At 72.4% G+C, this 14,410-nt stretch carries 14 protein-coding genes; 8 read left to right on the top strand and 6 right to left on the bottom strand.

Annotation, left to right across the window (positions count from 1 at the left end; genetic code table 11):
• Positions 1-23: 23 nt before the first annotated feature.
• The 5 genes from eccCa to OIE40_RS02545 are packed head-to-tail and all read right to left on the bottom strand — an operon-like array spanning position 24 to position 7,365.
• Positions 24-3,953 carry a type VII secretion protein EccCa gene (eccCa, locus tag OIE40_RS02525; RefSeq protein WP_264699788.1) on the bottom strand — a complete coding sequence of 1,310 codons (3,930 nt, stop codon included), beginning with the start codon at positions 3,951-3,953 and terminating at the stop codon, positions 24-26.
• The gene (locus OIE40_RS02530) at positions 3,950-4,756 is read right to left on the bottom strand and encodes a hypothetical protein (protein WP_264699789.1); all 807 of its coding nucleotides are present in this window, start codon (positions 4,754-4,756) and stop codon (positions 3,950-3,952) included. Before OIE40_RS02530 ends, eccCa begins: the two co-directional genes overlap by 4 nt.
• On the bottom strand, positions 4,753-6,057 hold the full coding sequence (locus OIE40_RS02535; RefSeq protein WP_264699791.1) for an EsaB/YukD family protein: 1,305 nt from the start codon (positions 6,055-6,057) through the stop codon (positions 4,753-4,755). The genes OIE40_RS02530 and OIE40_RS02535 overlap by 4 nt, the downstream gene beginning before the upstream one ends.
• A complete protein-coding gene (locus OIE40_RS02540; protein ID WP_264699792.1) occupies positions 6,054-6,557 on the bottom strand; it encodes an OCRE domain-containing protein in 504 nt (167 codons plus the stop codon). Before OIE40_RS02540 ends, OIE40_RS02535 begins: the two co-directional genes overlap by 4 nt.
• 1 nt (position 6,558) lies before the next feature.
• Positions 6,559-7,365: an FHA domain-containing protein gene (locus OIE40_RS02545; protein WP_264699794.1), complete on the bottom strand. Its 807-nt coding sequence runs from the start codon at positions 7,363-7,365 to the stop codon at positions 6,559-6,561.
• A gap of 192 nt (positions 7,366-7,557) precedes the next feature.
• Between OIE40_RS02545 and OIE40_RS02550 the strand changes: the two genes are divergently transcribed.
• The 8 genes from OIE40_RS02550 to OIE40_RS02585 are packed head-to-tail and all read left to right on the top strand — an operon-like array spanning position 7,558 to position 13,619.
• Positions 7,558-7,902: a hypothetical protein gene (locus OIE40_RS02550; RefSeq protein WP_264699796.1), complete on the top strand. Its 345-nt coding sequence runs from the start codon at positions 7,558-7,560 to the stop codon at positions 7,900-7,902.
• Positions 7,903-7,930: 28 nt separating this feature from the next.
• Positions 7,931-8,236: a hypothetical protein gene (locus OIE40_RS02555; RefSeq protein ID WP_264699799.1), complete on the top strand. Its 306-nt coding sequence runs from the start codon at positions 7,931-7,933 to the stop codon at positions 8,234-8,236.
• Positions 8,237-8,240: 4 nt separating this feature from the next.
• Positions 8,241-9,275 carry a DUF6177 family protein gene (locus tag OIE40_RS02560; RefSeq protein WP_264699800.1) on the top strand — a complete coding sequence of 345 codons (1,035 nt, stop codon included), beginning with the start codon at positions 8,241-8,243 and terminating at the stop codon, positions 9,273-9,275.
• Positions 9,265-9,639, top strand: a complete 375-nt coding sequence (locus tag OIE40_RS02565; RefSeq protein WP_264699802.1) for a hypothetical protein — start codon at positions 9,265-9,267, stop codon at positions 9,637-9,639. The genes OIE40_RS02560 and OIE40_RS02565 overlap by 11 nt, the downstream gene beginning before the upstream one ends.
• On the top strand, positions 9,611-9,976 hold the full coding sequence (locus tag OIE40_RS02570; protein WP_264699804.1) for a DUF6507 family protein: 366 nt from the start codon (positions 9,611-9,613) through the stop codon (positions 9,974-9,976). Before OIE40_RS02565 ends, OIE40_RS02570 begins: the two co-directional genes overlap by 29 nt.
• Before the next feature lie 3 nt (positions 9,977-9,979).
• Positions 9,980-12,640, top strand: a complete 2,661-nt coding sequence (locus OIE40_RS02575) for a hypothetical protein (protein ID WP_264699805.1) — start codon at positions 9,980-9,982, stop codon at positions 12,638-12,640.
• A gap of 17 nt (positions 12,641-12,657) precedes the next feature.
• Positions 12,658-13,131, top strand: coding sequence for a DUF6301 family protein (locus tag OIE40_RS02580; RefSeq protein WP_264699807.1), 474 nt, complete (start codon positions 12,658-12,660; stop codon positions 13,129-13,131).
• Positions 13,132-13,133: 2 nt separating this feature from the next.
• On the top strand, positions 13,134-13,619 hold the full coding sequence (locus tag OIE40_RS02585) for a TY-Chap domain-containing protein (RefSeq protein ID WP_264699808.1): 486 nt from the start codon (positions 13,134-13,136) through the stop codon (positions 13,617-13,619).
• Positions 13,620-13,789: 170 nt separating this feature from the next.
• Here OIE40_RS02585 and OIE40_RS02590 read toward each other — a convergent pair whose 3' ends face one another.
• Positions 13,790-14,398 (bottom strand): resuscitation-promoting factor, encoded by a 609-nt coding sequence (locus OIE40_RS02590; RefSeq protein ID WP_319805193.1) that lies wholly within the window; start codon positions 14,396-14,398, stop codon positions 13,790-13,792.
• Between the last annotated feature and the right edge of the window lie 12 nt (positions 14,399-14,410).

Genomic DNA, 14,410 nt, shown 5'->3' on the forward strand with positions numbered 1-14,410 from the left:
CTTTAGGCGGGGCCGGCCGCCACTCACGGCACCCCTGGGGGTGGCTGGTGATCGGCGGGCGGCAGCGCGACCTGGACGATGTGCGGCCGCTCGCCACGGCGGACGAACCTGCCGCGGCCGGGCGGGAAACGTTCGGGGTAGACCCGGGGCAGGATCTGGCCCTCGCTGCGCTCGCCCGACATCAGCAGCAGCGAGCCGCCGGTATCGCGGGTGACGGTCAGCACCCGGTCGTACATGGCCCGGGCAGCGCCTGCCACCGGCCGGGTGACGATCAGGTGCAGCTTCAGGTCGCGGGCGCTGGGCAGGTGCGCCAGCAGCGGCCCCAGCGGGTCGGTGCCGCCGGCGCCGACGATGTCGTAGTCGTCGACCAGCACCACGATCCGCGGAGTCCGGGCCTGCTCCTCGGCGCTGCGGCCCGGCCGTTGCTCCAGTTCCGACGCGATGGACGCCGCCAGACCGCGCGCCTGCTGGGCGGTGCGGGCGTGGGCGGCCAGGTAGTCGTCGCCGATGATGGACGGCACGTGGCCACGGACGTCGATCACCGCGATGGCCAGCTCGTCGGGCGTGAACCGTTCCATCAACCCGGCCGCCACCGTGCGCAGCAGCGACGTCTTGCCGCACTTGGTGTCGCCGAGCACCACCAGATGCTGGTCCTCGCCGAGGAAGTCCCACAGCGCCGCCTCCATGGTGTCCTGGCGCAGCCCGATCGGGACGGCGTCCGGCTCGTCGAAGCGGTCGGGCAGTTCCGCCGGCGACAACTCCAGCGGCAGCAGCCGGATCGGTGCCGCCGCGGGCCCGTTCCAGGACGCCGCCGCCTGCGCCGCCAGCCGCTGCAGCTCGTCGGCGATCTCGTCGTCGGGCATCTCGTCCAGCACGGGCAACGCGATCTGGGCCAGGTTCCTGTCGGTCAGCAGGGCCCGGCCGGGGGTGTCGGCCGGCAGCACCGCCGACAGCTTGCGGTCGATGCCCGAGTCGGCGGGGTCGTTGAGCCGCAACTCGATCCGGTTGCCGAACAGCGCCTGGTGGGCGAGCCGCAGGTCGTTCATCCGGGTCAGGCTCAGCACCAGGTGGATGCCGTAGCTGGAGGCCCTCTGCATGATGTCGGTGAACAGGTCCTCCAGCTCGGAGAACTCGTTGCGCAGCGCGCCGAAGCCGTCCACCAGCAGCAGCACGTCGGCGGCGGGCAGCTCGGGCACCCTGCCCTGGCCGTGCAGGGTGCGCAGCTGGGCCAGCGAGTCGATGCCCCGGTCCTTGAACACCGCCTCACGCTGCACCAGCATCACCGCGATCTCCTCCAGCAGCCGGCGCAGCCGGTCGCGGTTGCCGCGGGCGGCGACCCCGCCGACGTGGGGGAACTCCTCCAGTCGCTGCAGGCCGCCCCCGGTCAGGTCCATCCCGTAGATGGCGATCTCGCGCGGCGTCCGGGTCAGGCAGGCCGAGACGGCGATCGTGCGCAGCAGGGTGGAGCGGCCCGACTGCGGCGCGCCGAGGATCATCAGGTGTCCGCCGGCCCGGGTCAGGTCGACGGTGAGCGGTGCCTGCGCCTGCTTGGCGGGGTCGTCGGTCAGCCCGATCACCACGTTCAGCGGCGGCAGCGTGGCGTCCTCGGCGATCAGTGAGCCGAGCCCGAGCCGTTCCGGCAGCGGCGGCAGCCACACCGGCCGGGTCAGCCGGTCGTCGTCCCGCAGTTCCGCCACCGACGCCTCGACGAACGTCACCGAGGTGTCCGGACGCCGCAGCTCCAGCGGCTGCTCGGCCGGCCCCTCGTCGATCCGGATGCCGTTGAACGCGGGCAGCAGCAGCGGACGCGGCACGGTCAGCACCACCGGCGCGCGCGTCTCGGTCTCGGCCGGGCCCGACACGTAGCCGGAGCGGAACCGGGTGTAGACGGTGGTGTCGACCTTCAGGTAGCCGTAGCCGGGCATCGCGGGCAGGTGGAAGGCGTCCGGGGTGTTCAGCACCACCGCCGACTCGGATTCGCTGAACGTGCGCAGGCCGAGCCGGTAGGAGAGATAGGTGTCCAGACCGCGCAGCTTGCCGCCCTCGATCCGCTGGCTGGACAGCAGCAGGTGGACGCCGATCGAGCGGCCGATCCGGCCGATCTGCAGGAACAGGTCGATGAAGTCCGGCTCGGCGGTCAGCAGCTCGCCGAACTCGTCGATGACCACGAACAGGTGCGGCATCGGCGGCAGCTCGGGCCGTTCGGTGCGCAACTGCCGGTAGTGGGTGATCGACGGCGACGAGCCGGCGTCCTTGAGCTGCTGCTGCCGGCGCACCACCTCGCCCTGGATGGACGCCCGGGCGCGGGTGGTGAGCTGCGGGTCGTCGGCCAGGTTGTCGATCAGCCCGGCCAGGTGCGGCAGCCCGGCGAACGGCGCGAACGCGGCACCGCCCTTGTAGTCGACCAGGATCATGCTGAGGTCCTCGGGCGGATGGGCCATCGCCAGCGACAGGATCAGCGTGCGCAGCATCTCGGACTTGCCCGAGCCGGTCGCGCCGATGCAGATGCCGTGCGGGCCCATGCCGAACTGGGCGCTCTCCTTCAGGTCGAGGTGCACCGGGTTGCCGTGGTCGTCCAGACCGAACGGCACCCGCAGGAAGTCCGAGGGCGAGCGAGGCCGCCACAGCTGGTGCACGTCGATGTCGGAGGGGGCGTGGACGCCGAGCAGCGCCTCCAACTCCATCACCTGCTCGCTGTGTTCCTCCTCGCGGGCGGCGATCCGGGAGAGCCGCAGCGCGGCCAGGGCGCGGGCCAGCCCGGCGAAGCCGGCGGCGTCCAGAGCGTCTGGGGTGAGCCGCACCGTGCTCGCCCCGCGGGTGCCCGGCGCGGTCTCGACCAAGGCTTCGCCGTCGCCGAGGGTGATCCGCAGGTCGACGTCGTCGGGTTCGTCGAGCCGGTCGGCGAGCAGGTGGACGACGCCCACGCCCAGTTCGGCGGGCCGGGCGCCCGCCCCGGGAAGCCCGGACGCCTTACCGCCGTGTTCGTCGGCGACGACGAGCAGCCGGGCCGGCGGCTGCACGGCCGCCCCGCTGCGGCGAGCGCCGTGCACCTGCTGCAGGCGGTCGGTGAGTCCCGGGCCGAGCACCTGGCCCAGGCCGGCCATGCTGTCGGCGATCCGCCGGGCGGGCACCGGGCCGTCGAACAGTTGCGGGTCCTGGGCGTGCGGCAGCAGGTCGAAGCCCTGCCAGTCACCGACCCGGTCGGCGGACGCCGCCAGCGCCAGTTGCAGGTCGTCGGGGGACTGCAGGGCGGCGAGTTGCCCGATCAGCGCCCGGATCAGCGCCACGCCGGCGTCCCGGTCGCCGATGACGGCGACCTGGTGCGCGGTGCGCAGGTCGAGGGCGACCGGCATGGCGGCCACCGTTGCGAACCGGTCGACCACCGTGGTCACTTCGGCCAGCAGGTACGGGTCCTGTGGCTGCACCGGCGACTCGGCCGGCGGCACGGTGAGCGCGAACCAGGGCACGTCACCGAGCCCGGCGCGGGCCTGCAGGTAGTCCTCGTCGCGGCGGCGGCGTTCCCACAGGCGCGCCGGGTCGCGGACCAGGCCGACGAGCGCCTGCGGATCGGGGTGGACCAGGGTCGCGGCGTCCCGGACGTCGTTGCTGCGGGTGCGCAGGTCGACCCGCAACCGTTCCAGGTAGTCGAGGTAGCGGGTCCGCTGGGCCGCCTGCTCGGCGTTCTTACGGCCCTTGGAACTGACGGCGAACCCCACCCCGGCGACCACGGCCAGCAGGAACACCACGCCTGCGATGACCAGGAACAACGGCTGGCCGTTGCGCATCACGACCATCATCACCACCGACGACATGGCGCCCACCATCGGCAGCAGGAACTGCAACGGGAAGCCGCCGGCCTCGGCGACCACCGGGGGCGGCGGGGAGAGCGTCTCGGGTTCGACCGCGGGTATCGGCAGCGTCGAGCGGGTGGGGCGATGCACCAGGACGGTCACGAGGACACCTCCGGGGCGTGCCGGGCGCCGGCTGCGGTGACCACCCGGGCGGCCAGGTCGAGCAGCGCGAGCCGGGTGCGGTACCGGAGCCGGGCCGGGTCGGGACACTCCGACGCCAGTGCCGGGTCGGCGCCCAGCCAGGCCGCGTCGTTGACCCGGGCCGCCTCGGCCAGCCCGCGCGGGCCCTCGCCGGTGTCGTGCACCACGATCAGGCAGCCGGTGCCCGGCGCCTGGATCCGGGCCCGCAGGTCGACCGCGGCCTGCAGCCCGGCCCGGTCGGCGGCGGTCACCACGACGGTGAGAGCGCTGGCGGCGCGGGCGTCGTCCAGGGCGGCCGGAGCGCCCCAGTCGGTGACCACGAAGTCGAAGAACCGGCTGATCGGCGCCACCGCCTCCCACCAGCGGCCGGGCGTGCCCTCGGTGTCCAGCGCCCACAGGCCCGAGGGCGTGCGGGCCAGGCCCTCGGTGGCCTGCGCCGAGTCGCGGGCGCCGGCCCGTTCGGCCAGTTGCCCGGCGGTGGGTATCGCAGGCTCCTCCAGGCCGGCCCGCTGCAGCATCGTGTTCTCCTCCGACGCCGCGGCGACCGCCAGCACCCGGCGTCCCCGGCGTCCGGCCAGCGTGCGGGCCAGCAACGCCCCCACCACGGCGGTCGGGGCCGCGACGCCGCCGTCGGTCGCCGGGACGCCGAGCAGGCCCAGCGAGGTGCTCAGCGGCAGCGGCGCGCGGATGGCGGCGTCGAGGCCGGCCAGCCGCTCCGGCCGGCCGGGCAGGGCGCTGTGCAGCACCGCGGCCAGCGCGCTCACCCGAACGCCCCGATCAGGTCGGCGAAGACGCCGAGCAGGCCCAGCAGCAGCGGGACGCCGGCCACCACGGCCAGCAGCTCCAGCAGGTTGCCCAGGCGCGACAACCGGGCCTTCAGGTTCTCGCTGAGCCGGACGCCGACCACCGCGACCAGGCCGAGCGCCAGTCCGGCCAGCCCGGCCAGCGTCCAGCCGGGCGCCAGCGCGAGCCCGGCCACGGCCAGCCCGGCCATGACCGCGGTGGCGGCGGCGAACAGCGCCAGCCGCTGCGGGGCCAGCGGCAGCACCCGGCTGCGCAGCAGCAGGATCAGGCCGACGGCCGCGGCCAGGCCAAGGGCCCAGCCGTCGCCACCGCCGGCGGTGCCGAGCTGGTAGCCGGCCGCCCCGGTGATCGCGGCGAAACCGATGCAGGCCGCGTTCAGCCCGCGGTGGGTGGCGGCCAGGGCGTCGGCCGCTTCGGGCCGCGTGATACTGCCGCCCTCGATCATCCGGTCGTCCAGCGCGGTCAGGCCGCTGGCCACCATGGCCAGCCCGGGCAGCAGCCCCAGCCCCAGCGCGCCGGCCAGGCCGATGATGCCGGCCGACTCGACGGTGCCGAAGCCGGCCAGCCCCAGCCCCGCCCAGGCAGCCACCAGCGCCGCCGTGGCCCCCGCCCCGAAGCCGAGGCCGCGATCACCGAAGCCGAGCAGCGCCACCAGCGCCAGCAGCGCGGCGGCTGCGCCCAGCCAGGCCCCGGCACCGGCGCCGGCCGGTTGGCCCGCCACCAGTGAGGCCACCGGGGCCCCGAGCAGCCCGCCGGCCAGCGCGGTCACCGTCCAGGCCGCGCCGTGCCCGCCGCGCCGGGCCAGCAACGCGGCGACGACGCCCAGCCCGGCCGCGGCTCCGATCAGCCACGACGCCGGCCACCCGGCCAGCAGCGTGCCGCCCAGCAGTCCGCCGATCACCGCCACCGCCACGCACGCGGCCAGCACCGCCCAGGGCCGCCGCCAGCGGTCGCCGCGGGCGGCCACCGACTCTCCGGCCAGCTGGGTGATGTCGGCCACCTCGGGCGGCGGGGGCGCCTCGTCCAGTCGCACCAGCCGGACGATGCCGCCCTGCCGGACGTCCTGCTCGGCCAGGCTGAGTGAGGTGTTCAGCTGCTCGCCCAACACCGTGACCAAGGTCAGCGGGCGGGCCGCCCCGGCCGGCTCGTCCAGCAGCTCGAGCAGGTCGGGCAGCATCGCCGCCAATGGCTCGTCGTCGGGCAGCACCACCTCGGCGGCGTTGCGGGTGCCGCGGATGCTGAGCCGGATGTACTCGCTCACCGGGTCTTCACGATCTGCTGGGTCCTGGGGTCGATGGTCAGCCCGGTGGCCGGATCGGTGTAGTAGCCCGTCTCGGGGTCGATGTACCAGTCGATCCGCGGGTCGATCAGCCGCCCGTCGGGGTCGCGGGACAGACCGGTGCGAGGGTCGACCACGTAACCGGTCTGCGGGTCGACCAGCACCTTCGTCCTGCGGTTGCGCAGGAAGCCGGTGCGTTCGTCCTCGACCCAGTCGCCACCCGGCTTGAGCGGGTTCGCGGCCAGCGCCGCCCGGAACGACGCCACCGCCTGCTCCTGCTTCTGCCGGCCGAGCAGATCGACCACGAAGCTGGTCCCGACGCACGCCGCGCAGGCCACCGCGGCGGCGACGATCGAGCCCACCGCCCGCTTGGCGTTGTTGTTCGCCCGTCGCCGGTCGGGCAGTTCACCGAAGGCCAACGCCGAGCCCAGCCGCTGCCGGTGGGTGCGGCTGGTCTCGATCAGGATCTGTTCAGACGCCATCTCAGCCTCCCACCGCCCGGGTGACCCGCAGCGTGCGGTCACCGAGCCCGATGCTGCCGCCGGCTCGCACCGCCACCCGCTCGCCGGGCCGTAGCCGGGTCTCGATCACAGTGCCACCGGACGCCGAGGGCGACGCCGCCCGGGTGCCGTTGGTGGTGCCGGCGTCGGTCAGCCACAGGCAGTCGGCGTCCGGCTCGACCAGGGCATGCACGCGGGAGATGCTGCGGCTCAGGTCGGGCAGCGAGATCAGCGCGTGGTCGGCACCGTCGTCGTTGGCCGGGCTGCGGCCGAGCAGGGTGGAGCGCTCGATCGGCAGCTGGCTGCCGTCCTCCAGCACCAGCTGCCACTGCCCCGTACCGCCGCTCACGGGTTGCTGCCAGCCCCCCTCGGCGACCGGCACGAAGCCCGCACCTTCCGACGGCGGCAGCAGCAGCGGGTCGCGTCCGGTGCGCAGGTCGGCGGTGCTGGTGCGGCGTCCGGCCAGTTCGGCGGGCACGGGCGGCAGCAGGCTGTCGGAGCCGACGGTGCGCAGCCGCAGCAGCCGGCGCGGCGGGGTCTGCCCGGTGCGGCCCAGGCCGGCGATGAGAGCCGTGGCCACGGCGACGGCGGCCAGCCCGGCGACCGTCCAGCTCAGCCACACCGGGAAGCCGGCGAGGGCGAGCAACGGGGCCAGCGGCAGCGGCAGCCAGGCCAGCAGCAGCTCGCCGGCGACGGCCGCGATCCGGCGGCCCGGACCCGCCGGGCGCACCGCGTCGGACGCCGGGGCGGCAGGGCCGCCCGGGCGCGTGACGGTGTCGGCGAGGGTCATCGGCAGCCTTGCGATCGGGGTTTCCGAGCCTAACCGGTGACCCGTTCAGCACCGACCGTGAAGCCCCCCGGCGGGGAGCACTCCCCATCGAGGGCGGTGGGGAGCGCTCCCCATTCTGCTCCGGGCGACCCGCGCCTAGCGTGGATCGCGCACACCGCACACAGCACAGTCCCCGAAACGGAAGTGGTCGACATGAAGTTCTCCATGGGCGCCGATGTGCTCAGCAGCCTGTCCAGCAAGACCAGCGTCGAATCCGACGACATGAAGACCCTGGTGGACAACTTCATCGCCGCCGCCGAGCCGCTGCGCGGCAAGATGAGCGGCCCCGCCAAGGACGCCTTCGACAAGTTCAAGCTCAAGAGCGACGAGATCGCCGTCACGATGAACAACGCCCTGGTCGGCATCTGCGGCTCCATCGAGGGCCAGGACAAGTCGTTCAAGCAGGGCGCCCAGGAGGGCGCCGACGTGCACTCCGCCAACGAGGGGTCGGCCAACTTCGCCGGCGCCGACGTCCTCGCCCGCTTCGCCCCCCGCTGAGCCGAGCAGTCCCGAAAGGAAACCCGCCATGAGCTACTCCGATGACCGCAACGCCCACGACGTGGGCGTCTCGCAGATGGTGCAGGACGACTTCACCACCCACGCCGGCGCGCTCGAGGCTGCACTGGACCGCCATGACTCCGACGTGATGACGGCCATGCAGGACTATGACGCAGACGGTGTCAGCGACAACTACCTCGCGATGGAGAAGCAGTACAACGCCGCCGGCAAGGAGGTGCGCGACATCATCAAGCTGCTGAAGGACTCGCTCTCCCAGGGCGACGACGTCGCGATCACCGCGCTGAACCGGGCCAAGTCCTACATTCCCAACTGATCCGATGCGCATCGTCCACCCCCTGGCCGACGAATGGACCGACGAGTACGCGGTCTACGTCGCCGACACCGCCGCGGTGCTGCTCACCGACCCGCTGGACTCGTTCCTGCACTGGTCGGTCAGCGAGGGACTGCGGCCGGTGCTGATGACCGGTGAGCACGCCACCCTCACCCCGTTCGCCTCGGTCGCCATGAACCGGGCCGGCGGGCTGTGGGCCGTCCGGACGCCGCACGGCGTCTTCGACGGGCTGACCGGCTACCGGATCGCCGGCTTCGAGCAGCTGTGGCGCCGGGAGACGTTGGAGGGCGAGCGGCTGCCCGGCTTCGAGCAGCCCCAGCCGCAGCCCCAGGGGCTGCTCGGGTACGACGTGTTCGGCGTCCAGCGCGCCGTCGCCGAGACCCGGGTGGGTGGCCTGGCGCGCACCGTGCAGCGCGCCCTGGGTGGTGCCGAGTTCGACGTCTGGGGGCTGACCGAGCCGCTGCTCGAGCCGTTCAGCGTCGACCGGGTCACGGAGACGGCGCGGCGCACCATGCCCGAGTCGGACGTGATGCACGTCCGGGCCGCCGACGGCTCGTTCTGCGACCTGACGGTGGGCCGGACGAGGCGCGGGATCATCGAGCATGTCGCCGGGGGAGTGCCGATCGGCGACTACCCCCAGCACCTGGCGCCGCTGATCGAGACCGCCACCCGCGCGCTGCTCGCGGTCGAGACCGAACACCAGCCGACGATCGGCTTCGTGTCCGTCGCCGAGGTCGAGCCGGGGGTGCTGCAGCGGGCCGCGGCCCGGCGTCCCGAGGTGCCGCTGGCGGTGCTGCTCGGTCCCCGCGCCGTCCACGACCTGGCCGCCGACGTCGAGCGGTTGAAGACCGAGCACGACGTGCTGGTGCTGGGCCGCCCCCGGCTGCCCAGCCTGCTGGTCCGCTTCGCACGCACCGATCGCGGCTCGTGGGCACAACTGATGGCGTTCGCGCACGACCTGGGCGTTGAACGCGTCCAGGAGGTGGCCGGACTGGCCTGGGGAGGTACCGATGCCCGGTGAACTGACCTTGCTGAGCGATGTGGAGCCGACCCTCGAGCGGGTCACGGCAGTTGCCGCCACGGTGCACCCGGACGGCTCGTACGTCGGCTACCGCGGTGGTGACATCAAGCAGTTCGTGGACGCCACCGGCACCCCGTTGCTGTGCCTGTTCCGGACCCGTCCGGTGCTGGTGGCCCGCGAGGCCGCGCAGGCCCTGGCCGACCCGCCGACGGCGTTCGCGTTGTGGACCGACCTGACCCTGCCGTACGGCGACGACGGCCGGGGCAGGGCACTGGCGCAGGCCATCGCCGATGCCGTCGGCGGCGTGCTGGCCGCCCGTTCCGAGGAGGTGGATCATGTCGAGCTGGGACATCAAGCCGGCTGAGGTGAAGACGATCCTGACCACCGTGCAGGACGAGTCCGACACCCTCGGCAAGGCGCTGACCGAGGAGAAGTTCACCGCGATCGGCGAGGGCATCTCCTGGGGCGGCGGGCTGACCATGGACGTCAGTGCCGCCGTCGGCACCGTGATGGAGGAGCAGGGCGAAAACCTGACCCTGATCCAGAACCACATCAGCGCAGGGATGGCCGGGGTGTCGAACGCCACCATCGCCTACAACAACGGCCAGTACGACATGGCCGCGACCTTCCAGAGCGAGATGGTCAAGGCCGCTGACAGCGGCGATTTCACGTACTTCGTCGACCACGGCTACGGGGAGTGAACCGTGACCAACATGTGCATGGCCAGTGACGCCGGTGGCGGCGGTGGGGACCCCGTCTCCGGTGACGGGCTGATCTACCCGGCCGCGCTCCCGGCCAAGTCGGCCGACCTGGACATCGAGGCGATCACCTCCGCGGCGTCCGGGCTGCGGTCGATGGGTCGCACGGTGGACAAGAAGACCGACGAGATCAAGAAGACGTGGTCGGGGCTCAGTGCCTGCTACGAGGCCCCGGAGCAGGGCCAGGTCTACGCGCTGATGGATTCGCCGGCGACGGCGTCCGAGGACGTGAAGACGACCTTCGTCAAAGCCGCCGGCCACCTCGACACCTACGCCGAGGCGCTGGAGCTGATCAAGCCCAAGCTGTCCGACTTCGAAACCCGCGCGCAGGCGTTCCGGGACGAGGTGATCGGCGGGGTGTGGGTCGACGCCCACGAGGCGTCCGACGCGCACGTCGGCACCTACATCGCGGCCGGCTGGAACGCCATCACCGGCCAGGACCAGGACCGCAAGCTGGTGCCCTGGAACGAGGACACCGACACCGTCGACAAGAACACGGCCTTCGTCGAGGAGATCGGCGCCATCTACGCCGAGGTGTCGCAGGCGGCGTCCACCTGCGCGACCAGCATCAACGGCCTCACCAGCCTGCCGCTGGAGGAGCGGACGGTCGAGCCGATCCCCGAGGAGGCGTTCTACAACCCGGAGTCGCCGATGCCGTGGGGCTCGCCGACCGAGGAGGACCGCAACTGTGTGGAGTCGGTCGGCAACGGTGCCTACCAATTCGGTGCGGGCACCCTGAACGGCCTGGGTTCGCTGATCAGCTACAACCCCGAGACCGGGGACTGGGGCGACTGGGGCCACGCCGGCCAGGCCTGGATGGGCACCGGCAACGTGTTGCTCTCGCTGGCCGTCACCGGACTGGGAACCACCGCCTTCAGCATGGTGATGCACTCCACCGGCAACGGCGACAACCCCGTGGTGAAGTGGCTCGACGAACGGCAGCAGGTGTCGGCGACCGTGGTCAGCGGCCTGGTCGGCATCGACCTGAACGCCGACGATCCCTTCCACAAGTGGAAGGAGGACGGCGTCTCCACCTTCACCGAGTCGTTCCTGAACGTGGGCACCATGTTCATCCCCGGCGCCGGCCAGGTCGGTGCCGCGCTGAAGGTGGGCAGCCTGGGCTCGAAGCTGGCCCGCATCACCGGTGCCGTGGCCGACTTCGCCGTGCCGGGCGGCTCGTGGGTGATCAAGGGCGGGCTGCACACCATTCCGGTGCTGCGCAACGTGCTGAAGTTCGGCGACGAGGTGCCGGTCAACGCCCTGGACAATGTTGCGGACGCCGCTGCCGGGGCCGGTCGCGGACCCACGTTCAACCCGGCGGCCGCGATCGACGACGTGGTGCCCGACGTGCCGCCGGTCACCCCCGACACCCGTCCGGTCAGCAACGACGCCTTCGGCGGCGACACGCCCCCGAGCACCCCCGACGTCGACCCGGCGCCCACGCGTCCGGTCAACACGGCACCCGAGGTGGCGACCCCCGACGTGGACCCCGGCCCGGCGCGTCCGGCGAACAACGCCCCCGAGCTGCCGGAGGCGACGCCGCAGGGGCGCGAGCCTGAGCCGGCCGCCACGACGCCGGAGGGCCAGCCGGACACGCACCCGGTGGACAGCAACCCGGAGGCCGCTGCCGACGGCCGACTCCAGACCGAGCCGCAGGCGGACGCGGACCCCCGGCCCGAGCCGGACGCCGACGCCAGGCCGGACGCCGATCCGAAGCCGGTCACCGACGCCAACGGCAACGAGTTCACCGACGGCCGCTCGCACCGGCCGGGTGACCCGGAGAACACCTTCCGCGACGTCAACGGCAGGCTGCACGGCGAGAACGGCACGTTCACCGCCGAGACCCAGCCCGACGTCGACCGGCCCGTCGAGAAGGGCGAACCGGGCACGCCGACCGACCACCCGGTCAGCCCCGCCGATCAGGCCGCACACGATGCCCGGATCGAGACCCGCAACCAGGCCGAGGTCTCCCTCCAGCAGGCCAACGCGCGGCTGCAGCGGCTGGTGGAATCCACCGGCATCGACCCGTCGGTGCTGAAGGGCAGCAAGCGGGACGTGGCCATGCGGATCAGCGAACTGATCGCCGACAACAAGCTGACCGTCAAGGAGGGGCGCTCGCTGACCAACGCGGTCGTCCACGACAACGTGGCCCGGAACATGCTGCGGAACATCTCCGAGACCATCGGCGACAAGGCCGCCGCGGCGGTCGCGCGGATGCGGGGCGAGATCACCCTGATCGGGTCCGGCGGGGCCGGCGCCGGGCGCTTCGACCAGGTCACCCTGGTCGACCAGACCCCGCCGGTGCTCAGGATCTATGAGGCCAAGGGCGGCAACAGCCAGCTCGGCAGCCGGATCGTCGACGGAGTCGAGGCGCAGCAGGGCTCGACCCGCTACGTCAACGATCTCCTCCAGGTCGACCCGCGGCTGGCCCAGTCGCTGAACGACTTCGTGACCAACCCAAGGACGGCCGACTCGGCGCTCGCCGAGGCGATCCGCACCGGCACGCTCAGGATCGAGTACGACCTCGTCCAGGCGCTGCCCGGTGGCCGGATCAAGGTGACGCCGTTCGTCCTCGACAGCAGCGCACTGAAGCTGCCCGACTTCTGATGGATAGGCTGCACGGCATGACATGGAGGGCGATGAGCGCGCAGCGCGCCTGCGACCTGGTGGACTTCTGGCGGGCCGTCGAATGGCCCCGGACGCCCGCCCAGGTGCAGGAGCTGGGTGAACAGGTCGGCTGGACGCCCGACGAGGACGAGATGATGGAGAACGCGGCGGACGCGCTCAGCGAACCGGCCGTGCCGATCGCGACGATGCCGACCGGCGAGACCGCCTCGTTCAACTTCTGGGTCACCGACCTGGTGCGCGGCGATCTGACGGCCGAGGCGTCCGCCTTCCTCAACGACCAGTACACGTTGCTCGTCCGCGAGGGCAGCTCCCGGTGGGGTGAACCGGCACTCGCCGACGGCGAACACGCCAGTGCCCAGTGGGAGCTGGAGGGCGGCGCCCGGGTCCTGGCCGGTCGTGGCTCGCGGGCGGTGACCGTCGACTTCACCACCCCGCAGTACGCGCGGGTGCTGCGCGAGCTGGGGGAGTGATCATGCTGTGGGAGGACTTCCGTGACCGGCTGCAGGCGAGCCTGCCCGAACTCACCGACCGGTGCTTCCTGATCGTCTCCGCCCCGCCCGGCCACGGCTACGTGCAGTTCGCGGCGATGCCGGAGGCAGTGACGGCGGAGGCCGCCGGCCCCGAGTTCGTCACCTCAGCGCCGGCCACCACCGCCGGCGATCCGCACATGCTCGGCGCCGGGTGGGCGGCGCCCGACCCGAGCCGACCCAACTGGTCCTACGACCTGTCGCTGCCGGCGCTGACCGATGAGTACCGGGCACTGGCCGACCGCTGCGTGGTCGCGCTGCGAGACGTGTACCGGGTCGGCGACCCCGGCGTCCTGACCTACCAGGCGTGGCGCGAACCGGAACCCAAGCCGTTCGGCTCGTTCCTGCGGGACGGCGACAGGGACCTCGACCCGGGTGCGAACCCGCTGCCCCTGCCCGGTCTTGGGCTGCGACCCCAGCCCGTGGGCTGATCCCGCCGGGTACTTCACGACAAAACGAGTTGGGCTCCCGATCGGGAGCCCAACTCGTGTGGTCCTGGGCGGCTCACCGGGGGGAAGGGAGCCGACCCATGGCGGGCGAGTCCAGTCAGAGGGACTCGCGCCCGAAGGTCCTCGGGGGGAGTGAGGACCGGATCAGGGGGTCAGAGCACGTGCTTGCAGCCCCAGGGCTGGAAGCCGCGCTGCTTGTACAGCCGGTTGGCCGCGGTGATCTGTTCGCGCCAGGTCGCCTTGTGCGGGTACTTGGCGAAGTCCCGGCCACCGACCGAGCGCCAGGTGCCCAGGTTGAACTGCAGGCCACCGTAGTAGCCGTTACCGGTGTTGATCGACCAGCGCACCCCGGACTCGCACTTGGCGATCTTGCGCCACTTCGACTCCTTGGAGAGGTTGATCGAGTGCTTGGTGTTGGTGCCGTAGTAGACCTTCCGGGTCACCGGCTTCTTGGTCACCACGGTCTTGACCAGCTTGGTGGTCGACTTGCCGTTCACGGTGGTCACCACGTAGGTCTTGGTGGCCCTGCCGTTGCGGCCGTCCTGGATCAGCTTCTTGTCACCCTTGAAGAGCTTCGAGGTGTACACCCGGACGCCCTTGTACTTGACGGTCACCTTCTTGGTGATCGTCTTGGTGGTGGTCTTCGCCGCGGGGGAGGTCAGCGCACCGGTCGTCTGCGCCTGGGCTGGCAGGGCGGTCAGGCCGCCCAGCAGCAGGGTGGCGCAACCGGCGGTGGCCATCAGTCGGGTGGTGGTGCTCATTGGTTTCTCCCG

The sequence above is a fragment of the Micropruina sonneratiae genome (assembly GCF_025972045.1).
GTDB classification, from domain to species: Bacteria; Actinomycetota; Actinomycetes; order Propionibacteriales; family Propionibacteriaceae; genus Micropruina; species Micropruina sonneratiae.

Excerpts from the sequence above, each read along its gene's own strand:
- OIE40_RS02540 (WP_264699792.1), bottom strand. The coding sequence starts at position 6,557 with ATGGCGTCTGAACAGATCCTGATCGAGACCAGCCGCACCCACCGGCAG.
- OIE40_RS02545 (WP_264699794.1), bottom strand. The coding sequence starts at position 7,365 with ATGACCCTCGCCGACACCGTCACGCGCCCGGGCGGCCCTGCCGCCCCG.
- OIE40_RS02550 (WP_264699796.1), top strand. The coding sequence starts at position 7,558 with ATGAAGTTCTCCATGGGCGCCGATGTGCTCAGCAGCCTGTCCAGCAAG.
- OIE40_RS02555 (WP_264699799.1), top strand. The coding sequence starts at position 7,931 with ATGAGCTACTCCGATGACCGCAACGCCCACGACGTGGGCGTCTCGCAG.
- OIE40_RS02560 (WP_264699800.1), top strand. The coding sequence starts at position 8,241 with ATGCGCATCGTCCACCCCCTGGCCGACGAATGGACCGACGAGTACGCG.
- OIE40_RS02565 (WP_264699802.1), top strand. The coding sequence starts at position 9,265 with ATGCCCGGTGAACTGACCTTGCTGAGCGATGTGGAGCCGACCCTCGAG.
- OIE40_RS02570 (WP_264699804.1), top strand. The coding sequence starts at position 9,611 with ATGTCGAGCTGGGACATCAAGCCGGCTGAGGTGAAGACGATCCTGACC.
- OIE40_RS02580 (WP_264699807.1), top strand. The coding sequence starts at position 12,658 with ATGACATGGAGGGCGATGAGCGCGCAGCGCGCCTGCGACCTGGTGGAC.
- OIE40_RS02585 (WP_264699808.1), top strand. The coding sequence starts at position 13,134 with ATGCTGTGGGAGGACTTCCGTGACCGGCTGCAGGCGAGCCTGCCCGAA.
- OIE40_RS02590 (WP_319805193.1), bottom strand. The coding sequence starts at position 14,398 with ATGAGCACCACCACCCGACTGATGGCCACCGCCGGTTGCGCCACCCTG.